This is a genomic window from Reyranella sp. (assembly GCF_044224635.1).
Taxonomy (GTDB): domain Bacteria; phylum Pseudomonadota; class Alphaproteobacteria; order Reyranellales; family Reyranellaceae; genus Reyranella.
The window spans coordinates 213,091-235,623 of record NZ_JBGAKA010000004.1; the positions used below are offsets into that span (position 1 = coordinate 213,091).

General features: G+C 68.8%; 20 protein-coding genes. 8 read left to right on the forward strand and 12 right to left on the reverse strand.

All coding sequences use genetic code 11. The features are described 5' to 3' along the window. The first annotated feature begins 22 nt into the window (after positions 1 to 22). The gene (locus ACILR9_RS06050) at positions 23 to 409 is read left to right on the forward strand and encodes an OsmC family protein (RefSeq protein ID WP_395708999.1); all 387 of its coding nucleotides are present in this window, start codon (positions 23 to 25) and stop codon (positions 407 to 409) included. A 250-nt stretch (positions 410 to 659) separates the two neighbouring features. Here ACILR9_RS06050 and ACILR9_RS06055 read toward each other — a convergent pair whose 3' ends face one another. After that, on the reverse strand, positions 660 to 1,376 hold the full coding sequence (locus tag ACILR9_RS06055) for a ribonuclease activity regulator RraA (RefSeq protein ID WP_395709000.1): 717 nt from the start codon (positions 1,374 to 1,376) through the stop codon (positions 660 to 662). Between the two features lie 51 nt (positions 1,377 to 1,427). Here ACILR9_RS06055 and ACILR9_RS06060 point away from each other — a divergent pair, with 51 nt between their 5' ends. Then, positions 1,428 to 2,669 carry a CinA family nicotinamide mononucleotide deamidase-related protein gene (locus ACILR9_RS06060; protein WP_395709001.1) on the forward strand — a complete coding sequence of 414 codons (1,242 nt, stop codon included), beginning with the start codon at positions 1,428 to 1,430 and terminating at the stop codon, positions 2,667 to 2,669. 237 nt (positions 2,670 to 2,906) lie between these two features. Here the strand turns inward: ACILR9_RS06060 and ACILR9_RS06065 are convergent, their stop codons facing one another. Beyond that, the gene (locus ACILR9_RS06065; RefSeq protein WP_395709002.1) at positions 2,907 to 3,809 is read right to left on the reverse strand and encodes a LysR substrate-binding domain-containing protein; all 903 of its coding nucleotides are present in this window, start codon (positions 3,807 to 3,809) and stop codon (positions 2,907 to 2,909) included. A gap of 107 nt (positions 3,810 to 3,916) precedes the next feature. Between ACILR9_RS06065 and psrA the strand changes: the two genes are divergently transcribed. The 4 genes from psrA to phnE are packed head-to-tail and all read left to right on the forward strand — an operon-like array spanning position 3,917 to position 7,598. Beyond that, complete coding sequence (gene psrA, locus ACILR9_RS06070) at positions 3,917 to 5,029, forward strand: iron-containing alcohol dehydrogenase PsrA (RefSeq protein ID WP_395709003.1); 1,113 nt, start codon at positions 3,917 to 3,919, stop codon at positions 5,027 to 5,029. 29 nt (positions 5,030 to 5,058) lie between these two features. Then, positions 5,059 to 5,937: a phosphonate ABC transporter substrate-binding protein gene (phnD, locus tag ACILR9_RS06075; protein ID WP_395709004.1), complete on the forward strand. Its 879-nt coding sequence runs from the start codon at positions 5,059 to 5,061 to the stop codon at positions 5,935 to 5,937. Positions 5,938 to 5,943: 6 nt separating this feature from the next. Next, the gene (phnC, locus tag ACILR9_RS06080) at positions 5,944 to 6,801 is read left to right on the forward strand and encodes a phosphonate ABC transporter ATP-binding protein (protein WP_395709005.1); all 858 of its coding nucleotides are present in this window, start codon (positions 5,944 to 5,946) and stop codon (positions 6,799 to 6,801) included. A gap of 2 nt (positions 6,802 to 6,803) precedes the next feature. Further along, entirely contained in the window at positions 6,804 to 7,598 is a 795-nt protein-coding gene (phnE, locus tag ACILR9_RS06085) for a phosphonate ABC transporter, permease protein PhnE (protein ID WP_395709006.1), read from the forward strand. A 284-nt stretch (positions 7,599 to 7,882) separates the two neighbouring features. Here the strand turns inward: phnE and ACILR9_RS06090 are convergent, their stop codons facing one another. The 9 genes from ACILR9_RS06090 to ACILR9_RS06130 form a co-directional block, all read right to left on the reverse strand. Further along, positions 7,883 to 10,597: an autotransporter domain-containing protein gene (locus tag ACILR9_RS06090; RefSeq protein WP_395709007.1), complete on the reverse strand. Its 2,715-nt coding sequence runs from the start codon at positions 10,595 to 10,597 to the stop codon at positions 7,883 to 7,885. A 374-nt stretch (positions 10,598 to 10,971) separates the two neighbouring features. Next, positions 10,972 to 12,687: an adenine deaminase gene (gene ade, locus ACILR9_RS06095; protein ID WP_395709008.1), complete on the reverse strand. Its 1,716-nt coding sequence runs from the start codon at positions 12,685 to 12,687 to the stop codon at positions 10,972 to 10,974. After that, entirely contained in the window at positions 12,684 to 13,067 is a 384-nt protein-coding gene (locus ACILR9_RS06100; RefSeq protein ID WP_395709009.1) for an antibiotic biosynthesis monooxygenase family protein, read from the reverse strand. Before ACILR9_RS06100 ends, ade begins: the two co-directional genes overlap by 4 nt. 255 nt (positions 13,068 to 13,322) lie before the next feature. Next, positions 13,323 to 13,976 (reverse strand): TetR/AcrR family transcriptional regulator, encoded by a 654-nt coding sequence (locus ACILR9_RS06105; RefSeq protein WP_395709010.1) that lies wholly within the window; start codon positions 13,974 to 13,976, stop codon positions 13,323 to 13,325. Continuing rightward, on the reverse strand, positions 13,919 to 14,353 hold the full coding sequence (locus ACILR9_RS06110; protein ID WP_395709011.1) for a nuclear transport factor 2 family protein: 435 nt from the start codon (positions 14,351 to 14,353) through the stop codon (positions 13,919 to 13,921). Before ACILR9_RS06110 ends, ACILR9_RS06105 begins: the two co-directional genes overlap by 58 nt. A gap of 27 nt (positions 14,354 to 14,380) precedes the next feature. Continuing rightward, positions 14,381 to 15,253, reverse strand: coding sequence for a carboxylating nicotinate-nucleotide diphosphorylase (gene nadC / locus ACILR9_RS06115; protein ID WP_395709012.1), 873 nt, complete (start codon positions 15,251 to 15,253; stop codon positions 14,381 to 14,383). Between the two features lie 2 nt (positions 15,254 to 15,255). Then, positions 15,256 to 16,842 carry an L-aspartate oxidase gene (locus ACILR9_RS06120; protein ID WP_395709013.1) on the reverse strand — a complete coding sequence of 529 codons (1,587 nt, stop codon included), beginning with the start codon at positions 16,840 to 16,842 and terminating at the stop codon, positions 15,256 to 15,258. Positions 16,843 to 16,852: 10 nt separating this feature from the next. Beyond that, positions 16,853 to 17,824: a quinolinate synthase NadA gene (gene nadA / locus ACILR9_RS06125; protein WP_395709014.1), complete on the reverse strand. Its 972-nt coding sequence runs from the start codon at positions 17,822 to 17,824 to the stop codon at positions 16,853 to 16,855. A 288-nt stretch (positions 17,825 to 18,112) separates the two neighbouring features. Further along, positions 18,113 to 19,042, reverse strand: a complete 930-nt coding sequence (locus tag ACILR9_RS06130; protein WP_395709015.1) for an NrtR DNA-binding winged helix domain-containing protein — start codon at positions 19,040 to 19,042, stop codon at positions 18,113 to 18,115. 78 nt (positions 19,043 to 19,120) lie between these two features. On the opposite strand from ACILR9_RS06130, the gene ACILR9_RS06135 reads away from it, so the two are divergent. Next, on the forward strand, positions 19,121 to 19,591 hold the full coding sequence (locus tag ACILR9_RS06135) for a carboxymuconolactone decarboxylase family protein (RefSeq protein ID WP_395709016.1): 471 nt from the start codon (positions 19,121 to 19,123) through the stop codon (positions 19,589 to 19,591). After that, positions 19,588 to 21,249 (forward strand): acetolactate synthase AlsS, encoded by a 1,662-nt coding sequence (alsS, locus tag ACILR9_RS06140; RefSeq protein WP_395709017.1) that lies wholly within the window; start codon positions 19,588 to 19,590, stop codon positions 21,247 to 21,249. The genes ACILR9_RS06135 and alsS overlap by 4 nt, the downstream gene beginning before the upstream one ends. A gap of 74 nt (positions 21,250 to 21,323) precedes the next feature. Here alsS and ampH read toward each other — a convergent pair whose 3' ends face one another. Then, the gene (gene ampH, locus ACILR9_RS06145; RefSeq protein WP_395709018.1) at positions 21,324 to 22,481 is read right to left on the reverse strand and encodes a D-alanyl-D-alanine-carboxypeptidase/endopeptidase AmpH; all 1,158 of its coding nucleotides are present in this window, start codon (positions 22,479 to 22,481) and stop codon (positions 21,324 to 21,326) included. Positions 22,482 to 22,533 lie beyond the last annotated feature (52 nt).

A 22,533-nucleotide genomic window follows, 5' to 3' on the forward strand; every position in this document is an offset into this window, starting at 1 on the left:
AACTCACGAACGGAGGACTCCCATGGCGCACGCGCGGGCAAGCATCGGCACGACCAACTACCAGACCGCGATCGTCACCGGACACCATGCGCTCACGGCAGACGAAGGACCGGAGCTCGGCGGCAAGGATGCCGGGCCGGCGCCCTATGACCTGCTGACCTCGGCGCTGGCGGCCTGCACCGTCATCACGCTGCGCATGTATGCCGAGCGCAAGCAGTGGGCGGTGACGGCGGTGCACGCCGACGTCCACTACGGACGCGAGGGCGACAGGCAGCACATCGACCGCGTGCTCACCATCGAGGGCCCGGTCGACACCGAGCAGAAGAAGCGCATGGCCGACATCGCCGAACGCACGCCCGTCACGCTGACCCTGAAGGGCGGCCTCGAGATCCGCACACGGCTCGGGTGACGACTCATTGCTGGGAGCGCACCGGCCCGATGGCGCTCATGGTTTCCTCCCCAACGAGGTTGGGGAGGTGTCGCCGTCTTCGGCGACGGAGGGGTCATGAGCCTCAGGCTCAAGCCTCTCCCATGGCTCCTGACCCCTCCGTCGCGTATGACGCGACACCTCCCCAGCGAAGCTGGGGAGGTGAAAAGATAAGAGCGCCACTGCCGGCGGAGATTACTCCGCCTGAAGTGGCGCGCTCCCGGCAAGACGTTCAGCCGCCGCGCTTCTTCCTCCACTCCTCGTAGTCGCGCTTGGCTTCCTCGCCGGCGACCGGGAACAGGCCCTTGAGCGAGCGGCCGCGCGCCACCTCGGCCTCGGCGAACTCCTCGTAGTGGTAGGTGTCGAGCGCCTCCTGGGCGACCGCCTCGACGATGTCGGGCGGGATCACCAGGATGGCGTCGCGGTCGCCGACCACGATGTCGCCCGGATAGACCGCGACGCCGCCGCAGGCGATCGGCAGGTTGAGATCCATCGGACGATGGACGATCGGGCTGGGCGGCGAGGACGGCCGGCGGTGGTAGGCCGGCAGGCCGGTCTTGGCGACGCCGTCGGTGTCGCGGAAACCGCCGTCGGTCACGATGCCGGCCGCGCCGCGCGCCTTCAGGCGGCCGACATAGAGGTCGCCGGCCGAAGCCGCCCGCGAATCGCCGCGCGAGTCGATCATCAGCACGTGGCCGGGCGGGCACTCCTCCATGGCCTGCGGCTGGACGGTGCTGCGGTTCTTGGAGGTCGGGCCGTCCTTGTCCTCGCGCGAGGGGATGAAGCGCATGGTGAAGGCGATGCCGACCAGGCGGGGCTGCTCGACCCTGAGCGGCCACACGTCGTACAGGGTCATGCTGCGCAGGCCGCGGCGATTGAGCACGCCGGTCAGGGTCGATGTGCCGACCTTGGCCAGCGCTTCCCTGAGATCGGACGATAGGGCTGTCATGAGCGTCTCTCCCTCGATTTCCCGGCGACGTTAGCCGATAATCGACCCAACATGCGCGTAGAAATCCTCTGCACCGGCGATGAAATCCTCACCGGCAAGACCATCAACACCAACTACAGCCACATGGCGCGGCGGCTCGGCGATGTCGGGCTCACCGTGCATTGGGGCACCACCGTCGGCGACGACCGGGCGAGCCTGCTGAAGGCGTTCCACCAGGCCGGCGAGCGCGCCGACGCGGTGATCGTCAATGGCGGCCTGGGGCCGACCGTCGACGACCTCTCGCAGGAGATCGCGGCCGAAGCCTGCGGCGTCGGGCTCGTGCTCTCCGACTACTGGATGACGCGCATGGAGCAATCCTATGCGCGGCGCGGCCGGGTGATGCCGCCCAACAACCGCAAGCAGGCGATGCTGCCGGCCAACGCCGAGTTCATCGACAACCCGATCGGCACGGCGTGCGGCTTCGCCGTCACCATCGGCAAGGCGCGCTTCTTCTTCACGCCGGGCGTGCCGCGCGAGATGCGGCGCATGCTCGACGAGCAGGTGATCCCGCGCCTCCTGAAGATCGGCGGCATCACCGGCGTCACCAGGCTGAAGCGCTTCCACACGTTCGGCATCGGCGAATCGCGCGCCGACAACATGCTGGCCGACATGGACGCCTTCAAGGCCGAGGGCGGCATCAAGCTGGGCTTCCAGGCGCACTACCCGCAGCTCGAGACCAAGCTCGCCGCGCGCGGCGAGAACGAGGCCGAGCTCGCCAGCCTGCTGGCGCCGGTCGAGGAAGAGGTGCGCAAGCGGCTCGGCAACTTCATCATCGCCGAGGACGAGCAGAGCCTGGAGGGCGTGATCCTCGCCACCTTGCTCGAGCGCGGCCTGACCTTGTCGACAGCCGAGATGTTCACCGGCGGTCATCTCGCCGCGCGGCTGGCGCCGCTCAGCGGCGCCGAGAAGGCCTTCCGCCGCGGCGTTGTGGTGCGCGAGCCGGCCGAGCTCGCCATCGCCGAGGTCTCGACCGGGGCCGCCGAGGCAGTTGCCCGCGACCTGCGCGACAAGAGCCGCAGCAGCCATGCGCTGGCGCTCCTGATCGATCTCGACCAGGGCGCCGACCGGCCCGATTTCGGCGGCACCATCGCCGTCGGCATCGCCGACGCCGACACCGTGGTGTCGCGCCAGGCCCGCCTGATCGGCGGCCGCGACTGGGTGCGCGCCGGCGCCGTCGAGCTCGGCCTCGACTGCCTGCGCCGCCACCTCCTCGGCCTGCCGATCGACGAACGCATCGACTTCGAGCGGCGGTGACGCCTCCTTTCCGCCGACGTGGCGCTCTTCTCATTCTCCTCCCCAGCTCTGCTGGGGAGGTGTCGGCGTAATCGCCGACGGAGGGGTCATGAGCCCCAGTCCCGCTGCTCATGACCCCTCCGTCGCCGTATGACGGCGACACCTCCCCAGCTTCGCTGGGGAGGGAAAATGAGAAGAGCGCCCACGTCGGCCGAGATTACTCGGCCTCAAGTGGGGCGCTCCCGGCGATGAGTCGCGCTACCGCCCCCGCGCCCGCCGGCGGCGAGCAGGGCCGGCCGGCAGCAGGCCGCTCAGGACGGCGAGGAAGGCGCGCACCAAACGCGCGTTCTGCCTCTCCTTCAAATAGACGACGTGCGCCGCGGTGTGGATCTCCGCGTCGCTCACCGGCAGGGCGCGGATGCGCGGATCGGGGATGAACTCGGCCTCCGACACCACGCCGAGGCCGATGCCCTTGGCGACCGCCTCGCGGATCGATTCGCGGCTGCCGATCTCCATGATCACGCGCGCCGCGACGCCGGCCTCGCGCATCGCCTGGTCGAAGGCGCGGCGCGTCGTCGACCCGGCCTCGCGCACGATCAGCCGCTGGCCCGCCATCTCGCGAATGCGGATCGACCGGTGTGACGCGAACGGATGCTCGACGTTGCAGAACACCACCACGCGGTGGCGCCGGTAGGGGATCGCCACCAGCCGCGGGTCGGGATCGACATGGGCCAGCACCGCCACGTCGGTGCGATAGTCGAGCAGGTCAGCCACCGTCTGGCGCGAGTTGCCCACCGTCACCGACACATACAGTCCCGGGTGCCGCGCGTTGAACGCCGCCAGCATGTCGGTGACGTGATACGGCCCGACGGCCCCGACCCGCAGGTGGCCGGTCTTGAGCTCGCGTGTCTCGTTGAGGTAGTCGATCGCCTCCTTCTCGTCGGCGAACAGGCGGCGCGTGATGGCGAGCAGGCCGCCGCCGGCCTCGGTGAGCTCGATCCGCCGACCGCGCCGGACGAACAGCTCGAGGCCGAACTCCGCCTCGAGTGACTTCACCTGGGTGGTGACGGTAGGCTGGCCGACGCCGAGCTCGCGTGCGGCGGCGGTGACGCTGCCGCTTTGCGCCACCGCATGGAAGGAGCGCAGCTGGGTGTGCCTCATATCGATTTTCTCAATGGATGATCGAAATACTTTGAATTGGATAAATGTGCGGGCCGGCGGGAGGATTGTCCAACAAAGAGCATGAACGGTCAGGGAGGAGCGCCGGGATGTGGCGCTATCGCAATCCGGTCGAGGTCAGGTTCGGCGCTGGCGTTTTCGACGACCTCGGCGCCACCCTGGCCGGCCGCACCTACTGCCTCGTGACCTACGATGACGCCAACGGTGGCGGCACCTTCGCCGAGCTGACCCGGCGCACCATCGCGATGGCCGGCCAACCGGCCGCCCTGGTGCGCAACATCGGCCCCAACCCCGATTTCACCAGCCTCGCCCGCTCCTGCGCGCTCTACGCCGAGGCCGCGCAGCCGATCGAGGTCATCGTGGCGCTGGGCGGCGGCTCGGTGATCGACGCCGCCAAGGTGCTGGCCGCCGCCGACGGCAGCTTCGATCGCGTCCGCACCTACCTGGAGACCGGCAAGGGCGCCGACCGGCTCGGCCGCACGCCGATCATCGCCGTGCCGACCACCGCCGGCACCGGCAGCGAGGTCACGAGCTGGGCCACGGTGTGGGACACCGAGGCGAAGAAGAAATACTCGCTGGCCGGCGAGCAGTTCTACCCGACGACGGCGCTGGTCGATCCAACCCTGACGCTCGGCCTGCCGCGCGCCGTCACGGTCAGCACTGGGCTCGACGCGCTCAGCCACGCGCTGGAAAGCATCTGGAACGTCCATGCCAACCCGGTGTCGACGTCGCTCGCCGAAGTCGCCGCCCGCGAGGTGCTGGACACCCTTCCCGCACTGGCCGCCGATCTCGGCAATGCCGAGCTGCGCAGCCGCCTCGCCCGCGCCAGCCTGTTCGCCGGCCTCGCCTTCTCCAACACCCGGACCGCGCTCGCTCACGCGCTGTCCTACCATCTCACCCTGCATCACGGCGTGCCGCACGGCATCGCCTGCTCGTTCAGCCTGCCTCTGGTGATGCGCGCCGTCACCGGGTGCGACCCGGACTGCGATCGCGCGCTGGCCCGCATCTTCGGTCCCGACCTCGAGGCCGGCGCGCTGCGCCTCGAACGCCTGCTGCGCGCGCTCGGCGTGTCGCCCGAGGCGACCGACCACGGCATCGCCGCGCGCGACTGGGCCAATCTCGTGGACGCGGCGCTGTCGGGCGATCGCGGCCGCAACTTCATCGGACGCCGGGAGACGCTGATCGCCGCCCTCGCCGCCTGAGCCAATCAAATCAAGAATGGGAGGAAAACATGACTGCACTGTCGCGTCGTACCCTGGGCCGCATCGCCGGCGGCGTGGTTGCTGCCGGCGCCCTGACAACCGTTCCCGCCAGAGCCCAGTCCGTCCTCAAGGTCGGCCTGATCCCGTCGGAGGATTCGCGCGCCATGCTGGCGCAGAGCAAGGACATCCTCGACGCGCTGGAGAAGAATCTCGGCATGAAGGTGCAGGGCTTCGTCGCCACCGACTACAACGGCGTCATCGAGGCGCTGCGTTCCAAGCATCTCGACATCGCCTATCTCGGGCCGTTCTCCTACGTGCTCGCCACCACGGTGACTCCGGTCGAGGCGTTCGTTATCGCCGAGACCGCCAAGTCGGGCCGGACCTTCTATCACAGCCAGATCATCGCCCTGAGATCGAGCGGCATCAAAACGCTCGACGACCTCAAGGGCAAGAACTTCGCCTTCGTCGACCCGGCGTCGACCTCGGGCTATGCGTTTCCGCTGGCCGGGCTGCTGAAAGCCGGCATCGAGCCCAAGCGCGACTTCAAGACGGTGATCTTCACCGGCGCGCATGACGCCAACGCGCTGGCCGTGGCCAACGGCAAGGTCGACGCCGCCACCATCGCCGACCGCATCCTCGATGCTGCCATCGCCAAGGGCCACATCAAGGCCGACCAGATCGAGGTGGTGTGGCGCTCCGCGCCGATTCCCGAATCGCCGATGGTGTGGCGCAAGGACCTGTCGCCCGAGCTCAAGGCCAAGGTGAAGGCGGCCTTCCTCGCCATCAAGGACCTCAACTGGTCCGACCAGGGCAAGCTGAACGGCTTCAAGGACACCAACGATCAGGCCTACGACGTCGTGCGCGAGACCGCCAGGCTCGCCAACATCGACCTCAAGAAGCAAAAGTAGCGGGCGATGATCGAGATCCGTGGGCTGGCCAAGACCTACGGTGCCCATCAGGCGCTGAAGGATGTGAGCCTGTCGATCCGGCCCGGCGAGTTCGTGGTCGTGCTGGGGCCGTCGGGCGCCGGCAAGTCGACGCTCCTGCGCTGCATCAACCGGCTGGCCGAGCCGACCGCCGGCGAGATCGTCGTCGAGGGCACGCCGTTCCGCTCGAGCGCGCGCGACCTCCGCCTGCTCCGGCGCAACGTCGCCATGATCTTCCAGCAGCACAACCTGGTGAAACGCCTGTCTGTGCTGAAGAACGTCCTGATCGGCCGCATGGCCGATCTCTCGCCGGTGCTGAGCGCCCTGCAGCTCTTCCCCGAGGCCGACGTGGCGATCGCCCGCCATTGCCTCGAGCAGGTCGCCCTGGCGCACAAGGCCGAGAGCCGCGCCGATGCGCTGTCGGGCGGCGAGCAGCAGCGCGTCGGCATTGCCCGCGCGCTCGCCCAGCAGCCCAAGTTCATGCTGGCCGACGAGCCGGTGGCGAGCCTCGATCCCAAGACCTCGCGCACCGTGCTCACCTACCTGAAGAAGAGCTGCAAGGAGTCGAACATCGCCGTCCTGTGCAACCTGCACCAGATCGACTACGCGCTGGAGTTCGGCGAACGCATCGTCGGCCTGTCGGCCGGATCGATCGTCTATGACGGCCCGCCGGGCGGCGTATCGGGCGACGTCATCCGCCGCATCTATCCCGGCCTCGACGATCCCAACGTGCTCGATGCCGCGCAGCGCCTGACCGAGCGCCGGCGCGCCGCCGCCGAAGCGACGCTGGCGAGCGCCGGCGCCGCCACCGCAGCCACAGCCGATCCGGCAGAGGAAAGGGCCTGACCATGTCCCTGCAATTCGTCGTCAACAAGCCGCGTGGCCCGCTCGGCTGGTGGATCCTGGTGCCGATCGTGGGCGTGTCGGTGGCCGCGCTGTGGTGGTCGGCCGTCGGAACGCGCCTCAGCCTCGGCGACCTGATCGCCGGCCTGCCGTGGATCGCCGACTTCATAGGCCGCATGCTGCCGCCCAACTTCGCCTTCATGCAGAAGCTGATCCAGCCCGCGATCGAGACGGTGCAGATCGCCCTGTGGGGCACCCTGCTGGGCGTCGTGCTGGCGCTGCCGGTCTGCTTCTTCGCCGCGCGCAACCTCTCGCCCTATGCCTGGGTGTTCCATGGCCTGCGCCAGGTCCTGAACGTGATGCGCGGCATCAACGAGATCATCCTGGCGCTGATCTTCGTCGCCGCCGTCGGGCTCGGCCCGTTCGCCGGCGTGCTGGCCATCGCCATCCACGGCGCCGGCATGCTCGGCAAGTTCTTCGCCGAGGCGATCGAGGAGATCGACGAAGGCCCGCTCGACGCCCTGCGCGCCGCCGGCGCCGGCACCTTGCAGCGCATCGTGTTCGGCGTGCTGCCCCAGGTCCTGCCGGCGTGGATCGGCGTGGTGCTCTACCGCTTCGAGACCAACATCCGCGTCTCGACCGTGCTCGGCATGGTCGGCGCCGGCGGCATCGGCTTCGAGCTCATCAGCTCGATGAAGCTGTTCGCCTACGAGGACACCGCGGCCTGCGTGATCGTGATCCTGGTGCTCGTGCTGGCGGCCGACCTCGTGTCGTCGAAGCTGCGGGCGATGATTCGATAGTGCCATGTCAGGTTCTGTCGAACTGCTTGGGGTTCGAGGCTGATCGCAATCATCCTCTCACAGGTCGCCCAGCACCTCGGCTGGAATGAAGGCACGCCTACTCGCTATCTCAACGGCACCTGGCACATGCCACGTGATCGGGTGGCAGCTTTGGAGGCTTTCCTTACCGGCGAAAAAGCCAATCTTGAGGCCATTCACCGTCTACCCCGACGGCGTCCGCCGGCAAGGGACTGAGCCTTGGCTTTCGCCGCGACAGTGCCTCTGCAACGGAGAGGAAATGTGGTTCACCACGTCATGCGCAGGCCGACGGCGAGGGCATGGTTGGAATCCTGGCCGGAGATGTCACCCTCGTAGCGCAGATAGATCGACGACGCTTGGGCAATTGCGGTGTTGAAGGCAAGCCCGATCACCACGCCGTCGCGCTGCGGGCTGGCGCCAAACGTCGTGAACGGGATCGTCGGCGCGCCGGCGAACGAGGCCGTCACCGGCCGATCCGTGTTGGCGTATTCATGGCTCCAGCCCAGCCGGACCTGCGCGTTGAGCTTGTCGCGCCAGCCCATATCCATCGCCCCACCCATCTGCGCGCCCAGCACCGAGCGCAGAGAGTTGGTGGTCTGCGCCGCCACGTTGAGGTTGAGCGACTGTGCACCGCTCTCGCTGAAGGCGTTCTGCGTGCCGGTGAAGCCCTGCAGCCGTGCGAACGGCGTGACGAACGCCTGCGCAGTCCCCCCGAGATCGAAGCGGTATCCCGTCTCGACCTGCCCATAGAACTGGTTTGCCCCGGTCAGCCCCTGCGCCGTGCGCGGCTGCAGGCCGGGGATGACAATGGTGCGCCACATCTGATTGCTGCTGTAGGCGTAGCCCACGATGCCGTCGACATAGACGGGGCCCTGGGCGTAGCCGCCGTAGACGCCGGCCAGGATGGTGTTCGATATTCCCTTGCCGTCGAAGCCACCGACCCACTGCTGTCCGCTGGTGTAGCCCACCGTGACGCCGGCGCGAAAGTTGTCGCCGAGCTTGCGGTCGAGACCGGCGGCAAAACCGCCGACGCTGTAGGTGAGCGTCGCGGCGTTGGCGTTGCCGGCGATGGTGCCGGCGCCGCCGAGCCCCCCGCCCCACGCGCCCCATCGCCCAGGTTCGGTGGCGTCGCACGCCACATCGCACATCTCGGCCAGCGCCAACTTGGCGGCGCCGCGGCTGGCGCCACCCGCCTGCGAGAGGAAATTGCTCAGGAAAAGCTGCGCGCCCTGCACCATCGCGCTCGAGAAGCCCGAATAGTTCTGCCCGCTGATGGCATTGAGCGCGGCCGGTCCCTGCACGGCGTCGAGCGTCGACAACGCATTCAGCACGTTGGCGAAGTCGCCGGTCGCCGTGGCGTTCGCCTGGTCGAGCGCTCTGCCGACGGCGTATTGATTGGCGGTCTGCGCACCCGCGGCGAAGGCGTTGGCCGACTGAAACAGCTGCAGATAGACGTTGTTGGCATCGTAGGAGAGCGACGGCACGAGGAAGGCGAAGTTGCTGGTGACGTTGGAAAAGGTGCCGCTTACCCCGCCCACCGCATTGAGGATGGTATAGCTGGTGTTGCGTGCATAGGTGCCGGGCTGGGCCTGCACGGCCACTGTGCCGCCGTTGACCGTGGCCCTGCCGCCAACATTCATGCGATCGCTCTGTCCACCGTTGTTCACTTCGACGACGTAAGTACCGCCGGTCTGTGCGAGATTGCCGGCTATCGTCAGCGTGCCGATGGCGTTGCCCGGCGAGATGATCCCACCGTTGTTGGTCAGTCCGCCGATAACACCAGTTCCGCCGATCGCGCCGCTGGAGCCGATGGTGACGTTGCTCGCGAGGCTGCCGTTGACGGCCAGGATCCCGCTGTTGACCGTGGTTGGCCCGGTGTAGGTGCTGGCGCCCGTCAGCGTAAGCGTCGCGGGGCCCTGCTTGACCAGTCCGCCAGTGCCCGAGATCGCCGCGGCGAGCGTCGCGCTGACGGCGTTGCCCGCAGTCAGCGTCGCCGTGCCCAGCGCAAGGGCACCGCCGCTGCCTGCCACCGTGCTCACCGTCAGATTGTGACCGTTGAGGTCGAGCGTGCCGCCATTGATGGTCAGCGCGCTTCCTGACAGCAACGCCGCGCTGCTCGCGAGCTGCAAGGTGCCGCCGTTTACAGTCGTACCTCCCGAAAAACTGTTGGTGCCGGAAAGGGCCAGCAGCCCGCTACCTTGCTTGGCCAAGCCACCGGTCCCGGACATGTTGCCGGCATAGAGGCCGGTGTTGCCCTGGTCGAACACGACGGTGGCATTGTTGGTGATGTCGCCTCGAAGGCTGGTGGCGTTGCCTTGCAGGACACCTGCGGACACCGTGGTCCCGCCGCCATAGCTGTTGGCGCCGGTGAGGGTCAGGCTGCCGCTGCCGACCTTGACGATCGAACCTCCGGCCCCGTCGATGCGGCCCGTGAAGGTCGTCGACAGGTTGTTGCCGCCGACGATCAGTTGCTTGGCGCCCAGGTTCACCACCCCATTGCCCTCGATCGAGCCGACCGTGGTGCTGGCCGCCGTGAGGCCCGAGATATTCAGCGCGCCCGTCGCAACCATGCCGACGACCCGGCTCTGGCCCAAGGTCGCGGCACCCTGCAGGGTCAAGCTGCCGTTGTAGACCTCGAAGCTCGCGAGATTCGGCGAGGCGTTCGCGATGCCGGCGCCGGTCAGGGTGAGCACACCGTTGCTGAAAATCGCCAAGATGTAGGGCGGCGCGTTGGCCGCGAACGCGATCCTGTCGACGGACGTGCCGGAATCGATGAGAGCGACGAGGGTCTTGGTCGAGGGTCCGAACGTCGCCGTCCCCGTGGGGACCACGGCGGGCGACCAGTTGCCGGGGTCCCGAAAAATGTTGCCGACGGGATTGGCGAGCCACGTCGCATCCTGAGCATACGCCGGCGCAAGGGGCAGGCAGACTGCCAGGGCGCCGTTGACCGCGATCCGCTTCAGGCGATTTGTGCGACCCAACGCTTACTCTCCCGAGAACTGGCTGATCATACAGCAACGGGAGGATGAGGACAGGTTTTCCGGTGAAGGCGGCTGTATCCATATCATGCTCCACTACGGCGGCAGGGCGTGGAACCCGGCGCCCTTCCGATTGGTGGCAGCATTGCAGTCGCAGGGATGCGGCTCGTTGGAGAGCTACAATCCAGGCGGAGCCGCTCGCGACTGCACATACTCACTTCCTCGAATACGCCTTGGTGGGTCAACGACGACCTGCGGACGTATCCCCAGTGGGCGCCTGGGAACGAACTAAAGCGGCCACGAGGAGCCTAGCTCCCTGTCGCTGTGACGTTCTCTGGCCTGGTTCGCTGCCTCACCAGTTCGAAATGCCCCAACGCTCACGCCACCAACTCGAACCTGTCCACGTCGACCAGGCCCTTGTCGGTGATGCGCAGGTGCGGGATCACCGGCAGGGCGAGGAACGCCATCTGCAGGAACGGCTCGTGCAGTTGCGTGCCGAGGCCGCGCACCGCCGCGCGCAGGGCGCGCAGGCCCTGCTCCACCGTCTCGAACGGCTGATCGCTCATCAGGCCAGCGATCGGCAGGGCAAGCTCGCCCACCACCGTGCCGTCGACCGCCGCGGCGAAGCCGCCGCGGAGCTCGATCAGCCGGTTGACCGCCACGGCCATGTCCCGGTCGGTGCAGCCGATGACGCAGACATTGTGGCTGTCATGGCCGATCGACGAGGCGATGGCGCCGCGCACGATGCCGAAGCCCTTGACCAGGCCGTGGCCGACCTCGCCGCGATCGTTGTGCCGGCCCAGCACCGCGACCTTGAGGATGTCGCGCGCCACGTCGGACACCATCTCGCCGTCGCGCACCGTCACCTCGAGCGCCAACCGGTCGGTCAGGATCTGGCCGGGCCGGATGCCGATCACCGGCGGCGGGCCGCTGGCGCCGACGGGCATGCGGAACTTGTCCGCCATGACGGGCCGGAGCTTCATCGACTCGAGTCCGACCGCCGGCACCAGCGGCCGTGTCCGGAAGCGATCCGGGGTCACCGGCGCACCGCGGCAGATCACGGAATGGATCTTGCAGGTCGCGAGGTCCTCGAGCAGAACGAGATCGGCGCGCTGACCCGGGGCGACCAGGCCGCGATCGACCAGGCCGAAATGGCGGGCCGCCGACCAGGTCGCGGCGCGATAGGCGTCGAGCGGGCGCACGCCACGGGCGATGGCGCTGCGGATCAGGTGATCGAGATGGCCCTCCTCGGCGATATCGAGCGGATTGCGGTCGTCGGTGCAGAAAGAGAGGAACGGCGTGCGGTCGGCGGTGATCAGCTCGGCCAGCGCCGCCAGGTCCTTGGAGACGGTGCCCTCGCGCACCAGGATCTGCATGCCCTTGGCGAGCTTCTCGCACGCCTCGGCGGCCGACGTCGTCTCGTGGCAGTTGCGCACGCCGGCGGCGATGTAGGCGTTGAGATCGTGCGACGACAGCAGCGGCGAATGGCCGTCGATCTGCACGTCGGAGAACGCGGCGAGCTTGCGCAGCACCGCCGGGTCCTTGTTGAGCACGCCCGGCACGTTCATGAACTCGGCCAGCCCCAGCACCTTGGGATGGTGCTTGAACGGCAGCAGGTCCTCGGCCTCGAGCCGGGCGCCCGAGGTTTCGAGATGGGTCGCCGGCACGCAGGAGGACAGCTGGACACGCAGGTCCATCACCGTCACGGCGGCGCACTCGAGAAAGTATTTCAGGCCGGTGACACCCAGTACGTTGCAGATTTCGTGCGGGTCGCAGATCGCCGTCGTCGTACCGCGCGGCACCACGCAGCGGTCGAACTCGAGCGGCGGCACCAGGGTCGATTCGCAATGGACATGGCTGTCGATGAAGCCCGGCACCGCCACCAGCCCGCGCCCGTCGATCTCGCTCGCGCCCGCATAGGCCTCCCGCGTGCCGACAATGCGATCGCCGGCGATGGCGATGTCGCCGGTCGTGATCTCGCCCGAGGTCAGGTCGAAGATGCCGACCGACTTGATCACGAGATCGGCCGGCGCCTTGCCGCGCGCCTGGTCGATGATGTCGGCGAGCCGGGATTCGCTGAGCTGCTCTCTCATCGAGATGAGGTAGGGCTGCCCCGGCGCTTTGGCAACAGGCCGCTGATCTCCCGCGAATCGGCCGGCGCTTCCGCCCGCTCGGTCATGCCGTAGTCACGCAGGACATGGGCGACGCGCAGCCGGTAGTCGCGGAACACGCCTCCGCGTCCCGCCTTCTGCGCTGCACGATGGTGCTCGAGGTTGCGCCATGCCACCACCGCCGCCTCATCGCGCCAGAACGACAGCGACAGGAGCTTGCTGTCGTCGGTCAGGCTCTGGAACCGCTCGATGCTGACGAAGCCGTCGATCCGTTCGAGCTCGGCCCGCAGGCCAGCGGCCAGGTCGAGATAGGTCTGCTTGCGGCCATCGACCGGCCAGACTTCGAAAATCACTGCGATCATCGGGCACCTCCTGCCTCGAGAATGCGCTGGGGCGCGCTTTTCATTCTCCTCCCTAGCGAAGCTGGGGAGGTGCCCCCGTAATCGGGGGCGGAGGGGTCATGGGCCCCAGTTCCGCCGCTCATGACCCCGTCGCCGTATGACGGCGACACCTCCCCAGCTTCGCTAGGGAGGAGAATGAGAGAGCGCCCATAGGCGAATGCCCTGCCCGACAGATGGGGTGCTTCGGCCGACCCACCCTTCGGCGTCAACCGAACTTCAGCGGCGCGCCGCCTCGACCAGGGCCTTGATGGCCCACCGCTTGACCTTGCGCGCCTCGCTGTCCGAAAGCTGCAGGACATCCTTGCAGACGATGACCGATTCGGTGCCGAGGACCAGCGCCAGCGCCTTGACCAGCGAGTCGTACGCCGCCGGCTTGAGCTGGCGCCGCGTCGGCGCGAGCGCCGCCTCGATCAAGGGCGTACGGCGGTTCTGGCGCAGGGGTACGCCGTCTTCGCCGCCGTTGCGGGCGGCCTGCTGCAGGGTGCTGGCCAGGAACAGGCGCAGCGCCGGCTCGTTGGCCGCGACCATGTCGTGCAGCGCCTCGTCCGCCAGGACCACGCGCGCGACCGGATCGCTCGACGAAGCGCCTTCGAACAGCCGGGCCGGGTCGGGCGAGGCCATGTCGAGCGTGGCTTCGGCCAGCAGCGCATCGATATTGGGGAAGTAGCGGTACGCGGTCGCCCGCGAGACGAGCGCCGCCTCGGCGACCTCCTCCAGGGTCGGCGGTCGTCCCTCCTTGATCAGCCGGGCGGCGGCCTGCAGCAGATCCTTGCGCGTGCGCCGCCGCTGGTTGGCGCGTCCACCGCCCTCCATCAGGCGGCCGGACGGTTCTGCGGCAGCTGCTGCAGGATGGCGGCCAGATCGAGCCACACGTTCTCGCGCGCGATCGCCCCGTCGGCGGCGAGCTCGATGACATGCAGCAGCCGGAACGCCAGCGGCCGGTCGCCGCCCTCGAGGCCGAACGGCCGGCCGACCGCGCGGCCGCGCCACATCGATTCGTCGACCAGGAAGTTCGCTCCGTAAAGCCGCTTGACGCACTCGATCCTGCCGTCCGCCAGGTCGGCGAACAGCGCCTCGTAGAAGCCGCGCGCGGCGGCCGGCCCGCGTGTCGGGCCGGTCGGCCAGCCGACGATGTCGTGCTCGACGTCGGGCGCCAGCGTCGCCAGCACGCCGGCGACATCATCGGTCGCCTCGAAATGGAAGTGCTCGTCGATCTTGCGATCCATGTCGGCCGGGCTCAACGCCATCGCTCTCTTACCCAAGAAGATCATGCTCTAGGCGGCGAGCGCCTGTCGCGGCCGATGCCAGTCGAGCCCGATGTCGAGCACCTGGGCGCTGTGCGTCAGCCAGCCCGCCGAGATGAGGTCGACGCCGCTCGCCGCGATGGCCGGCGCGGTTGCCGGCGTGATGCGGCCGGAGGCCTCGCTGACGGCGCGGCCGTCGATGCGTCGCACCGCCTCGGCGAGCTCGGCGGGGCTCATGTTGTCGAGCAGGATCGCGTCGGCGCGCTCGCCCAATGCCTCATCGAGCTGGTCGAGACGATCGATCTCGACCTCGATCTTGACCAGGTGGCCAACGCCGGCGCGGGCGCGCCGGATGGCGTTGGCCACGCCGCCGGCCACGGCGACGTGGTTGTCCTTGATCAGCACGGCGTCGTCGAGGCCGAAGCGATGGTTGATGCCGCCGCCGGCGCGCACGGCGTATTTCTGCAGGGCGCGCAAGCCCGGCATGGTCTTGCGCGTGCAGCAGATGCGCGCCTTGTGGCCGCGCACCGCCTCGACCAGGGTGGCCGTCGCCGTGGCGACACCGCTCAAATGGCCGAGGAAATTGAGCGCCACGCGCTCGGCCGTCAGCATGCCGCGCACCGGGCCGCTCAGGGCGGCGATGCGGTCGCCCGCCGCCAGCGCCGTGCCGTCCGGCCGTTCGACCTGGATCTCGATGGCCGGATCGACCAGCCGGAAGGCCAGCTGGGCAACGTCGAGCCCGGCGACGATTCCAGGCTGGCGCGCCGCGAGCGTCGTCTCGGCGCGCGCTGCCGCCGGCACGATCGCATCCGTGGTGAGGTCTCCGGCACGACCGAGATCTTCCAGCAGGGCCGCGCGTACGATCGGCTCGACCATGAGGGCGGGCAAACGGGAAAGGGTCATGATCAGGCTCCTCGCGCGATGGAATGCGTTGAATCGGACAGGGGAACGGCCCGGCACACGAGATGCGTGCCGGTATCGGCGACGCGCTGCACCAGGCGGCAGCGCCAGCCGGGCGACGATGCCGGAAAGTCGGACCGCCAGTGCCCGCCGCGGCTTTCCTCGCGGCGCAGCGCCGCCGTGGCGATCAGCAGGCCGACCAGAGCGGGATCGGCGGTCGCGCCGCCGCGGAAGGCCAGCTCTTGGAGGGACTCGACAGCGCTCGACAAGCCGGCGCGATCGCGCACGACGCCCAGCGTGTCGCTGACCAGGGCGCGCAGCGCTCCGGCGTTGGACGCCGGCGGCAACGCCACCGGACGCGGCGCCGGCAAGGTGCCCGCCTCGCTGCCCGAGAGGCTGCGGGCAACCGCGTCGGCCATGACCACCGCTTCGAGCAGCGAGTTGCTGGCCAGCCGATTGGCGCCGTGCAGCCCCGTCGCCGCGGTCTCGCCGCAAGCCCACAATCCGTCGAGCGTGCTGCGGCCGCTTGCGTCCACGGCGATGCCGCCCATGTGGTAATGCACCGCCGGCCGTACCGGGATCCGCTCGCGCGCGGGATCGATGCCGGCGGCGCGGCAGCGCGCCGTGATCAGCGGGAAGTGCGCGGCGAAACGTTCGCCCAGCGCCGCACGCGCATCGAGGAAGGTTTTATGGCCGGCCGCGATGTGAGCGGCGACGGCACGCGAGACAACATCGCGCGGCGCCAGCTCGGCCTGGCGCTGGCCCTCGCCCTGACCTTGGCCCTGGCCGGCCGTGAAGCGCGTACCGGTCTCGTCGACCAGCACGGCCCCCTCGCCGCGCACCGCCTCGCTGACCAGCGGCATCGGATCGAGGCCGACATCGAGCGCCGTCGGGTGGAACTGCACGAACTCCAGGTCGACCAGCGCCGCGCCGGCGCGCGCCGCCAGCGCTATGCCCTGGCCGAGCGCGCCGAGAGGGTTCGTGGTGTGCGCGAACAGGCCGCCGAGACCGCCGGTCGCCAGCACGACGCGCCGCGTCGGCAGCAGGCAGGCGCTGAACGGCCCGGCCGCCAGCACGCCGGCAATGCCGCGCTCGTCGACCAGCAGGCGGCGCGCCTCCAGCCCTTCGATCACGGTGATCGACGGCGTCGCCGCGACGGCGGCGACCAGGGCGCGCATGATGGCCGCCCCCGTGCCGTCGCCGGCGACGTGAACGATGCGACGCCGTTTGTGCGCTGCCTCGAGCCCGAGCGCCGGGTTGCCGGCTGGGTCGCGGTCGAACGCGACGCCATAGCGCTCGAGCAGCGCGATGGCCTCCGGCGCCGCAGCTGCGATGCGGCTGGCAACGGTGGCATCGCCCAGCCCATCGGCCGCCTCCAAGGTGTCGGCTGCATGCAACGCCGGTGCATCGTCAGACCCCACGGCGGCGGCGACGCCGCCCTGCGCCCGCGCCGAGGCGGCACCCTCGCCGAGCGGCGTCTTGGCGAGCAGGATCACCGGCTGCGGCGCGAGCCGCAGGGCCGTCATGAGGCCGGCCAAGCCGCCGCCGATGACGACGACCGAGCCGGCAAAGTCCGAGCGAATGGTTTCCATGGTGGTCTCCTCAGATCGCCAGCATGCGCTCGACCGACCGGCGCGCTGCCGCGGCGATGGCGGGATCAATCGTCACCTCGTGCCGCATCGTCTCCAGCGCGCGGCGGATCTTGGGCAGGGTGATGCGCTTCATGTGCGGACAGAGATTGCAGGGTCGCACGAACTCGAGATCGGGGTTGAGGGCGGCGATGTTGTCGCTCATCGAGCACTCGGTCATCAGCACGACCCGCGCCGGCCGCTCGCGCGTGACGTAGTCGGCCATCGCCGCCGTCGAGCCGGCGAAGTCGGCCTCGGCCACGACCTCGGGCGGGCACTCGGGATGGGCGAGCACGACGATGCCGGGATGGCCGGCGCGCAGCTGGTGCACGTCCGCGGCCGAGAAGCGCTCGTGCACCTCGCAATGGCCGGCCCAGGTGATGATCTCGACCCCGGTCTCGGCGGCGATGTTCTGCGCGAGATACTCATCGGGCAGCATGATGACCTTCGGGACCCCGAGGCTCTCGACGATGCGCCGCGCATTGCCCGACGTGCAGCAGATGTCGCTCTCGGCCTTCACCGCGGCCGAGCTGTTGACGTAGGTGACGATCGGCACGCCGGGCCAGCGCTGGCGCAGCAGCCGGACATCGGCGGCCGTGATCGAGGCGGCGAGCGAGCAGCCGGCGCGCAGGTCGGGAATCAGCACCGTGCGGCCCGGATTGAGCAGCTTCGCCGTCTCGGCCATGAAATGCACCCCGGCCACCACGATCACGTCGGCATCGGTCTTCATCGCCTCGCGCGCGAGCGCGAGGCTGTCGCCCACGATGTCGGCGACGCCGTGGAAGATCTCGGGCGTCTGGTAGTTGTGCGCCAGGATGACGGCGTTCCTCTCGCGCTTCAGCGCCAGGATCGCATCGATGTCGCCGGCGAACGCTGACCATTCGGCCGGCAGGATCACCGACCTCACCCGTTCGTAGAGCCGATCGGCTTGCAGGGAGACGAACATTGGGCACCTCTTATGCTCTCCATGAGCAATATTCTTTTATGCTATAAATGAGCATAATGGGCGTCAAGCCGATTCGCGGCAGTGATGTGGACGAGAAGTTGGCCGCTGGCTTGCCAGGCTGACGATCATCTCCTCCCCAGCTTCGCTGGGGAGGTGTCGCCGTCTTACGGCGACGGAGGGGTCATGAGTTACGGCCTCGCTGCCGTTTGTGGCTCATGACCCCTCCGTCGGCGTATGACGCCGACACCTCCCCAAGCAAGGCTTGGGGAGGAGAATGATCGTTGGCGCTCACTCCGCTCGCGCGAGCGGGAGCTTGGTGCCGGCGACGGCGCGCTCGAGCAGGATCTCGCGGCGGAAGCGGTAGAGCTTGCCCGGCCTCCCGCCCGTGCCGGCGGTGACGGTGCCCGTCTCCTCGACCAAGCCCTGCTGATCGACCAGGCGGCGAAAGTTCTGCTTGTGCAGCGGCCGCCCGGCCAGCGCCTCGACGGCGCGCTGCAACTGCCCCAGCGTGAAGTCGGGCGGCATCAGCTCGAACACGACAGGCCGGTATTTGATCTTGGCGCGCAGGCGCGCCAGGCCGGTCGCCAGGATGCGGCGATGATCGTAGCGCATGGTCTCGCCGGGCACCGGTTCAGCGATCGGCCGGCGCGGCCGTCCGGCCTCGGGCACGGCGCCCGCTTCGTAGAGCAGCTCGTAACGCTGCAAGGTCAGCTCATCATTCCAGTCGCTCTGGTCGAAGCACTGATCGACACGCTGGCGCCGCTCGCGCTTGGTCGCCGCATCGCGGGCTTTGTCGATCCACTTGCCGAGCTTGGGCAGGATGACCTTCGCCACCACGGCGGGCCTGCCGTCGCGCCAATCCTCCCAGGGGAAATAACGGTACCAGCTGCGCCAGCCCGGTTCGCGCTCGCCCCTCATCGACCGTTCACGGGTCAGGCCGAGATAGGAGATCGACACGATGCGCCGACCGCTGGCAGCATCGGTCCGATAGCGATCGGCGAAGGTGTAGAGCTGCTCGACATAGCCCAGCGGGTGATGGGTCTGCCGCTCGACCCAGGCGCGCAACCCGGTCTGCAGGGTCGGATGATCGCCCTCGAACGGACCGGACGGCAGCAGGGCCCCGTCCTCCAGGGTGAGCACCTGCGGCTGGTCGTCGACCAGGGCGACCAGCACGGCATTGAGCTCGATGATGACAGAACGGGGTCCGGACGGCGGCATCGCCGGCCATTATGCCGGTTCTTTTCCATTCGTGCCCGGTGCACAGTAATGCAATCGACCCGTCAACCGAGGCGAGCCATGGCGAAAAGACAGACACTGCGGCACGATGAGAGTTCCGCCGAATACCAGCGCGGCATGGCGGAGATCCGCAAGCAGCTTGGCCCGATGGCCGACAACTACATCCGCAGGATCAAGGCGCTGGCGCCGGAATTCGCCTGGGTGAACGTCACCTTCCCGTTCGCCGAGCTCTACCCGCGCGACGTCATCGACCTCAAGACGCGCGAGCTCTGCACCGTGGCGGCGCTCACCGTGCAGGGCTTCTCCCAGCCCGAGCTCAAGCTGCACATCAACGCCGCCCTGCGCTGCGGCAACTCGCGCGGCGAGGTGGCCGAGATCATCACGCAGATGATCGCCTATTGCGGCTTTCCCGCCGCCACCAATGCGCTGATGACCATGAAGGAGGTGTTCGACGAGATCGACGGCGCCTCCGGCCGGGGCAAGGCGACGGCGAAGAAACGCAAGACGGCCGGCAAGGCGAGGCGCAAATGAGCGGCGGCGGACGCAACGGCGCCAGGCTGCTGGTGCAGAACCTCGAGGCGCAGGGCGTCGAGTACATCTTCGGCATTCCGGGCGCCAAGATCGACCCGGTGTTCGATGCGCTGCTCGACTCGAAGATCAAGACCGTGGTGTGCCGTCACGAGCAGAACGCCGCCTTCATCGCCGGCGGCCTCGGCCGCCTGACCGGCAAGGCGGGCGTCGTGCTGGTGACGTCGGGACCGGGCTGCTCGAACCTGGTGACGGGTCTCGCCACGGCCAATACCGAGGGCGATCCCATCGTCGCCTTGGGCGGCTCGGTGCCGGTGGCCGAGCGGCTGAAGCAGACGCATCAATCGATGGACACCGTCGCCCTGTTCCGTCCGGTGACCAAGTACGCCGCCGAGATCGATGCGCCGGAAGCCATCTCCGAGGCTCTGGCGGCGTCTTTCCGAGCCGCCGAATCGGGCCGGCCTGGCGCCACGTTCCTCGGCCTGCCCAAGGACGTCATGAAAGCCGACGCCGCCGGCGACGTCCTGACGCCGGCGCGCTGCCCGACGCTCGGCCCGGCCAATGCCGAGGCGGTCGCCGAGACCGCCCGCCTGATCGATGCGGCCGAGCGGCCCGTCGTGGTGCTCGGCATGCTGTCGAGCCAGCCTACCGCGACGGCGGCGGTGCGCACCCTGCTGGCGCACAGCAAGCTCGCCGTCGCCGGCACCTTCCAGGCGGCAGGCGTGATTCCGCGCGAGCATCTCGACTGCTTCGGCGGCCGCATCGGGCTGTTCCACAACCAGCCGGCCGACCGGTTGCTCGATTCCGCCGACCTCGTGCTGACCATCGGCTTCGATCCGGTGGAATACGACCCGGCCCTGTGGAACGCCGGCCGCAAGCGCACCCTGATCCATCTCGACTGCGTGCCGCCCGATCCCGATCGCCACTATCGCCCCGACCTCGAGCTGCTGGGCGACATCGCCGCGACGCTGGGCGGACTGGCCTCGCTCCTGAAGCCGCGGCCGCGGCCGGCGCAGGCGGCCGTGCTGGCCGAGTTCGCGGCCGAGCGTGCCCGGCTGGCGGCCGACGCGGCAAGGCACACGGGAATGCCCGTCCATCCCCTGCGGCTGGTGCAAGCGCTGCAGGAGCTGCTCGACCAGGACATCACGCTGTGCTCCGACATGGGCTCGTTCCACATCTGGATGGCGCGCCATCTGCTGGCCCATCGGCCGCGCCAGATCATGATCAGCAACGGCCAGCAGACGCTGGGCGTGGCGCTGCCCTGGGCGATCGCCGCCTGTCTCGCCGAGCCCGGCCGCAAGGTCGTGTCCGTGTCGGGCGACGGCGGCTTCCTGTTCTCGGCGGTCGAGCTCGAGACCGCCGTCCGCCTGAAGTGCAACTTCGTGCACATCGTGTGGATCGACGGCAGCTACGACATGGTGCGCTTCCAGGAGATGGCCGCTTATGGCCGCGAGTCCGGCGTGCGCTTCGGCCCTGTCGACGTCGTCAAGTTCGCCGAGTCGATGGGCGCGCGCGGCTTCAATGTCGCCTCAGCCGACGACCTGAAGCCCGTGCTGGCGAAGGCGATGTCGACGGCCGGCCCGGTCCTGGTCGGCGTCCCGGTCGACTATCGCGACAACCAGGGCCTGATGGCGACCATGCATGCGGACGTGATTCATTGAGGCAAGACAAAGGTCCCTCGCTTACGGCACTTGCTTCGCAAGTGCCGTAAGCGAGGGACCTTTGTCTTTGCACCTCACCGCGGCGCGAGCTGCTCGATCAGGCCGTTCGCCGTGCCGGCCATGGCGGTGAAGGCGCCGACATTGAACTGGTTGATGGCGGCGAAGACTCCGACACCACGCGTCGGCGCGAAAGCCGAGTACGTGAAGATGCCCTGCAGCCCGCCGGCCTTCTGCAGGATCAGCGGCCGGCTGCCCTTGGGCGCCATGACGATCCAGCCGAGCCCCATCGCGTCCATGTGCCCGGCCTCGTCGAAGCCCGAGACCGGCTTCAGCCCGTCCCGCGGGACGTAGGCGGCATGATCGAGCAGCCGGACTTCCGTTCCCTGCGGCGAGAACCGATCGAGATGCCAGGCCAGCCAGCGCAGGATGTCGTTGGCCGTCGCGTAGAGGCTGCTGGCGCCCGCCATCACGCTGGTTGCCCTGACGGAGGGCATCGCCTTGCCGTCGAAGAAATGACCCTGCATGACGCGCGCCGCATCGCCATCACGCAGCGCCAGCACCGTATCCTTCATTCCCGCCGGGTCGAGCACGATCTCCTTGAGGAGCTGGTCGTAGGGCTTGCCTGCACTGGAGGCCAGGGCGGCGGCCAGCAGGTCGAACGCGAAGTTGGAGTAGAGCCCGCCGCTGCCTGGCGTGAACAGCAACGGATCGGATTGCAGGCCCTTGATGTAGGCCTCCTGCGTCAGCGTCCGGAACGGGTCGTCGGGCGGGCCCGGCGAGCGTTCGACCTCGCGCGGCAGGCCGGACGTGTGGGTCGCGAGCTCGATCAGGCGGATCGGCCGGCCGTCACGCTCCGGCACCTTGACCGGCCAGCCGAGGCGATCCTGCAGGCGATCGGTCAGCTTGACGGCGCCCTGGGATACCAGCCCGGCCAGCGCCTGCCCGGTGAAGGCCTTGGTGATCGAGCCGATGCGCAGCATCGTGTTGCCATCGGGCTCCTTGCCCGATCCGTCCGACGTCTCGCCGAAGCCGAACACCGCCGTCTGGCCGTCGCGCACCGCCCCGAGGATCAAGGCCGGAACCCGGGCATCGAGAAACAGCATGGTGCCGGTGAAGCCCACGATCTCGTTGAGGAGCTTGTCCTCCGCCCGCACGCGCGGCGGGGAGAGCACGCTGCCCGCCATCGACATCGACGCGAGGGCAAGCATCTGGCGGCGTGTGGACGTCTTCATGGGCGTGACCTGCGGAACGATGGAACGACGAGACTGTATAGCCCATCGACGG

Coding starts and splice junctions, on each gene's coding strand:
- ACILR9_RS06050 (WP_395708999.1), top strand. CDS start 23: ATGGCGCACGCGCGGGCAAGCATCGGCACGACCAACTACCAGACCGCG.
- ACILR9_RS06055 (WP_395709000.1), bottom strand. CDS start 1,376: ATGACAGCCCTATCGTCCGATCTCAGGGAAGCGCTGGCCAAGGTCGGC.
- ACILR9_RS06060 (WP_395709001.1), top strand. CDS start 1,428: ATGCGCGTAGAAATCCTCTGCACCGGCGATGAAATCCTCACCGGCAAG.
- ACILR9_RS06065 (WP_395709002.1), bottom strand. CDS start 3,809: ATGAGGCACACCCAGCTGCGCTCCTTCCATGCGGTGGCGCAAAGCGGC.
- psrA (WP_395709003.1), top strand. CDS start 3,917: ATGTGGCGCTATCGCAATCCGGTCGAGGTCAGGTTCGGCGCTGGCGTT.
- phnD (WP_395709004.1), top strand. CDS start 5,059: ATGACTGCACTGTCGCGTCGTACCCTGGGCCGCATCGCCGGCGGCGTG.
- phnC (WP_395709005.1), top strand. CDS start 5,944: ATGATCGAGATCCGTGGGCTGGCCAAGACCTACGGTGCCCATCAGGCG.
- phnE (WP_395709006.1), top strand. CDS start 6,804: ATGTCCCTGCAATTCGTCGTCAACAAGCCGCGTGGCCCGCTCGGCTGG.
- ade (WP_395709008.1), bottom strand. CDS start 12,687: ATGAGAGAGCAGCTCAGCGAATCCCGGCTCGCCGACATCATCGACCAG.
- ACILR9_RS06100 (WP_395709009.1), bottom strand. CDS start 13,067: ATGATCGCAGTGATTTTCGAAGTCTGGCCGGTCGATGGCCGCAAGCAG.
- ACILR9_RS06110 (WP_395709011.1), bottom strand. CDS start 14,353: ATGGCGTTGAGCCCGGCCGACATGGATCGCAAGATCGACGAGCACTTC.
- nadC (WP_395709012.1), bottom strand. CDS start 15,253: ATGACCCTTTCCCGTTTGCCCGCCCTCATGGTCGAGCCGATCGTACGC.
- ACILR9_RS06120 (WP_395709013.1), bottom strand. CDS start 16,842: ATGGAAACCATTCGCTCGGACTTTGCCGGCTCGGTCGTCGTCATCGGC.
- nadA (WP_395709014.1), bottom strand. CDS start 17,824: ATGTTCGTCTCCCTGCAAGCCGATCGGCTCTACGAACGGGTGAGGTCG.
- ACILR9_RS06130 (WP_395709015.1), bottom strand. CDS start 19,042: ATGCCGCCGTCCGGACCCCGTTCTGTCATCATCGAGCTCAATGCCGTG.
- ACILR9_RS06135 (WP_395709016.1), top strand. CDS start 19,121: ATGGCGAAAAGACAGACACTGCGGCACGATGAGAGTTCCGCCGAATAC.
- alsS (WP_395709017.1), top strand. CDS start 19,588: ATGAGCGGCGGCGGACGCAACGGCGCCAGGCTGCTGGTGCAGAACCTC.
- ampH (WP_395709018.1), bottom strand. CDS start 22,481: ATGAAGACGTCCACACGCCGCCAGATGCTTGCCCTCGCGTCGATGTCG.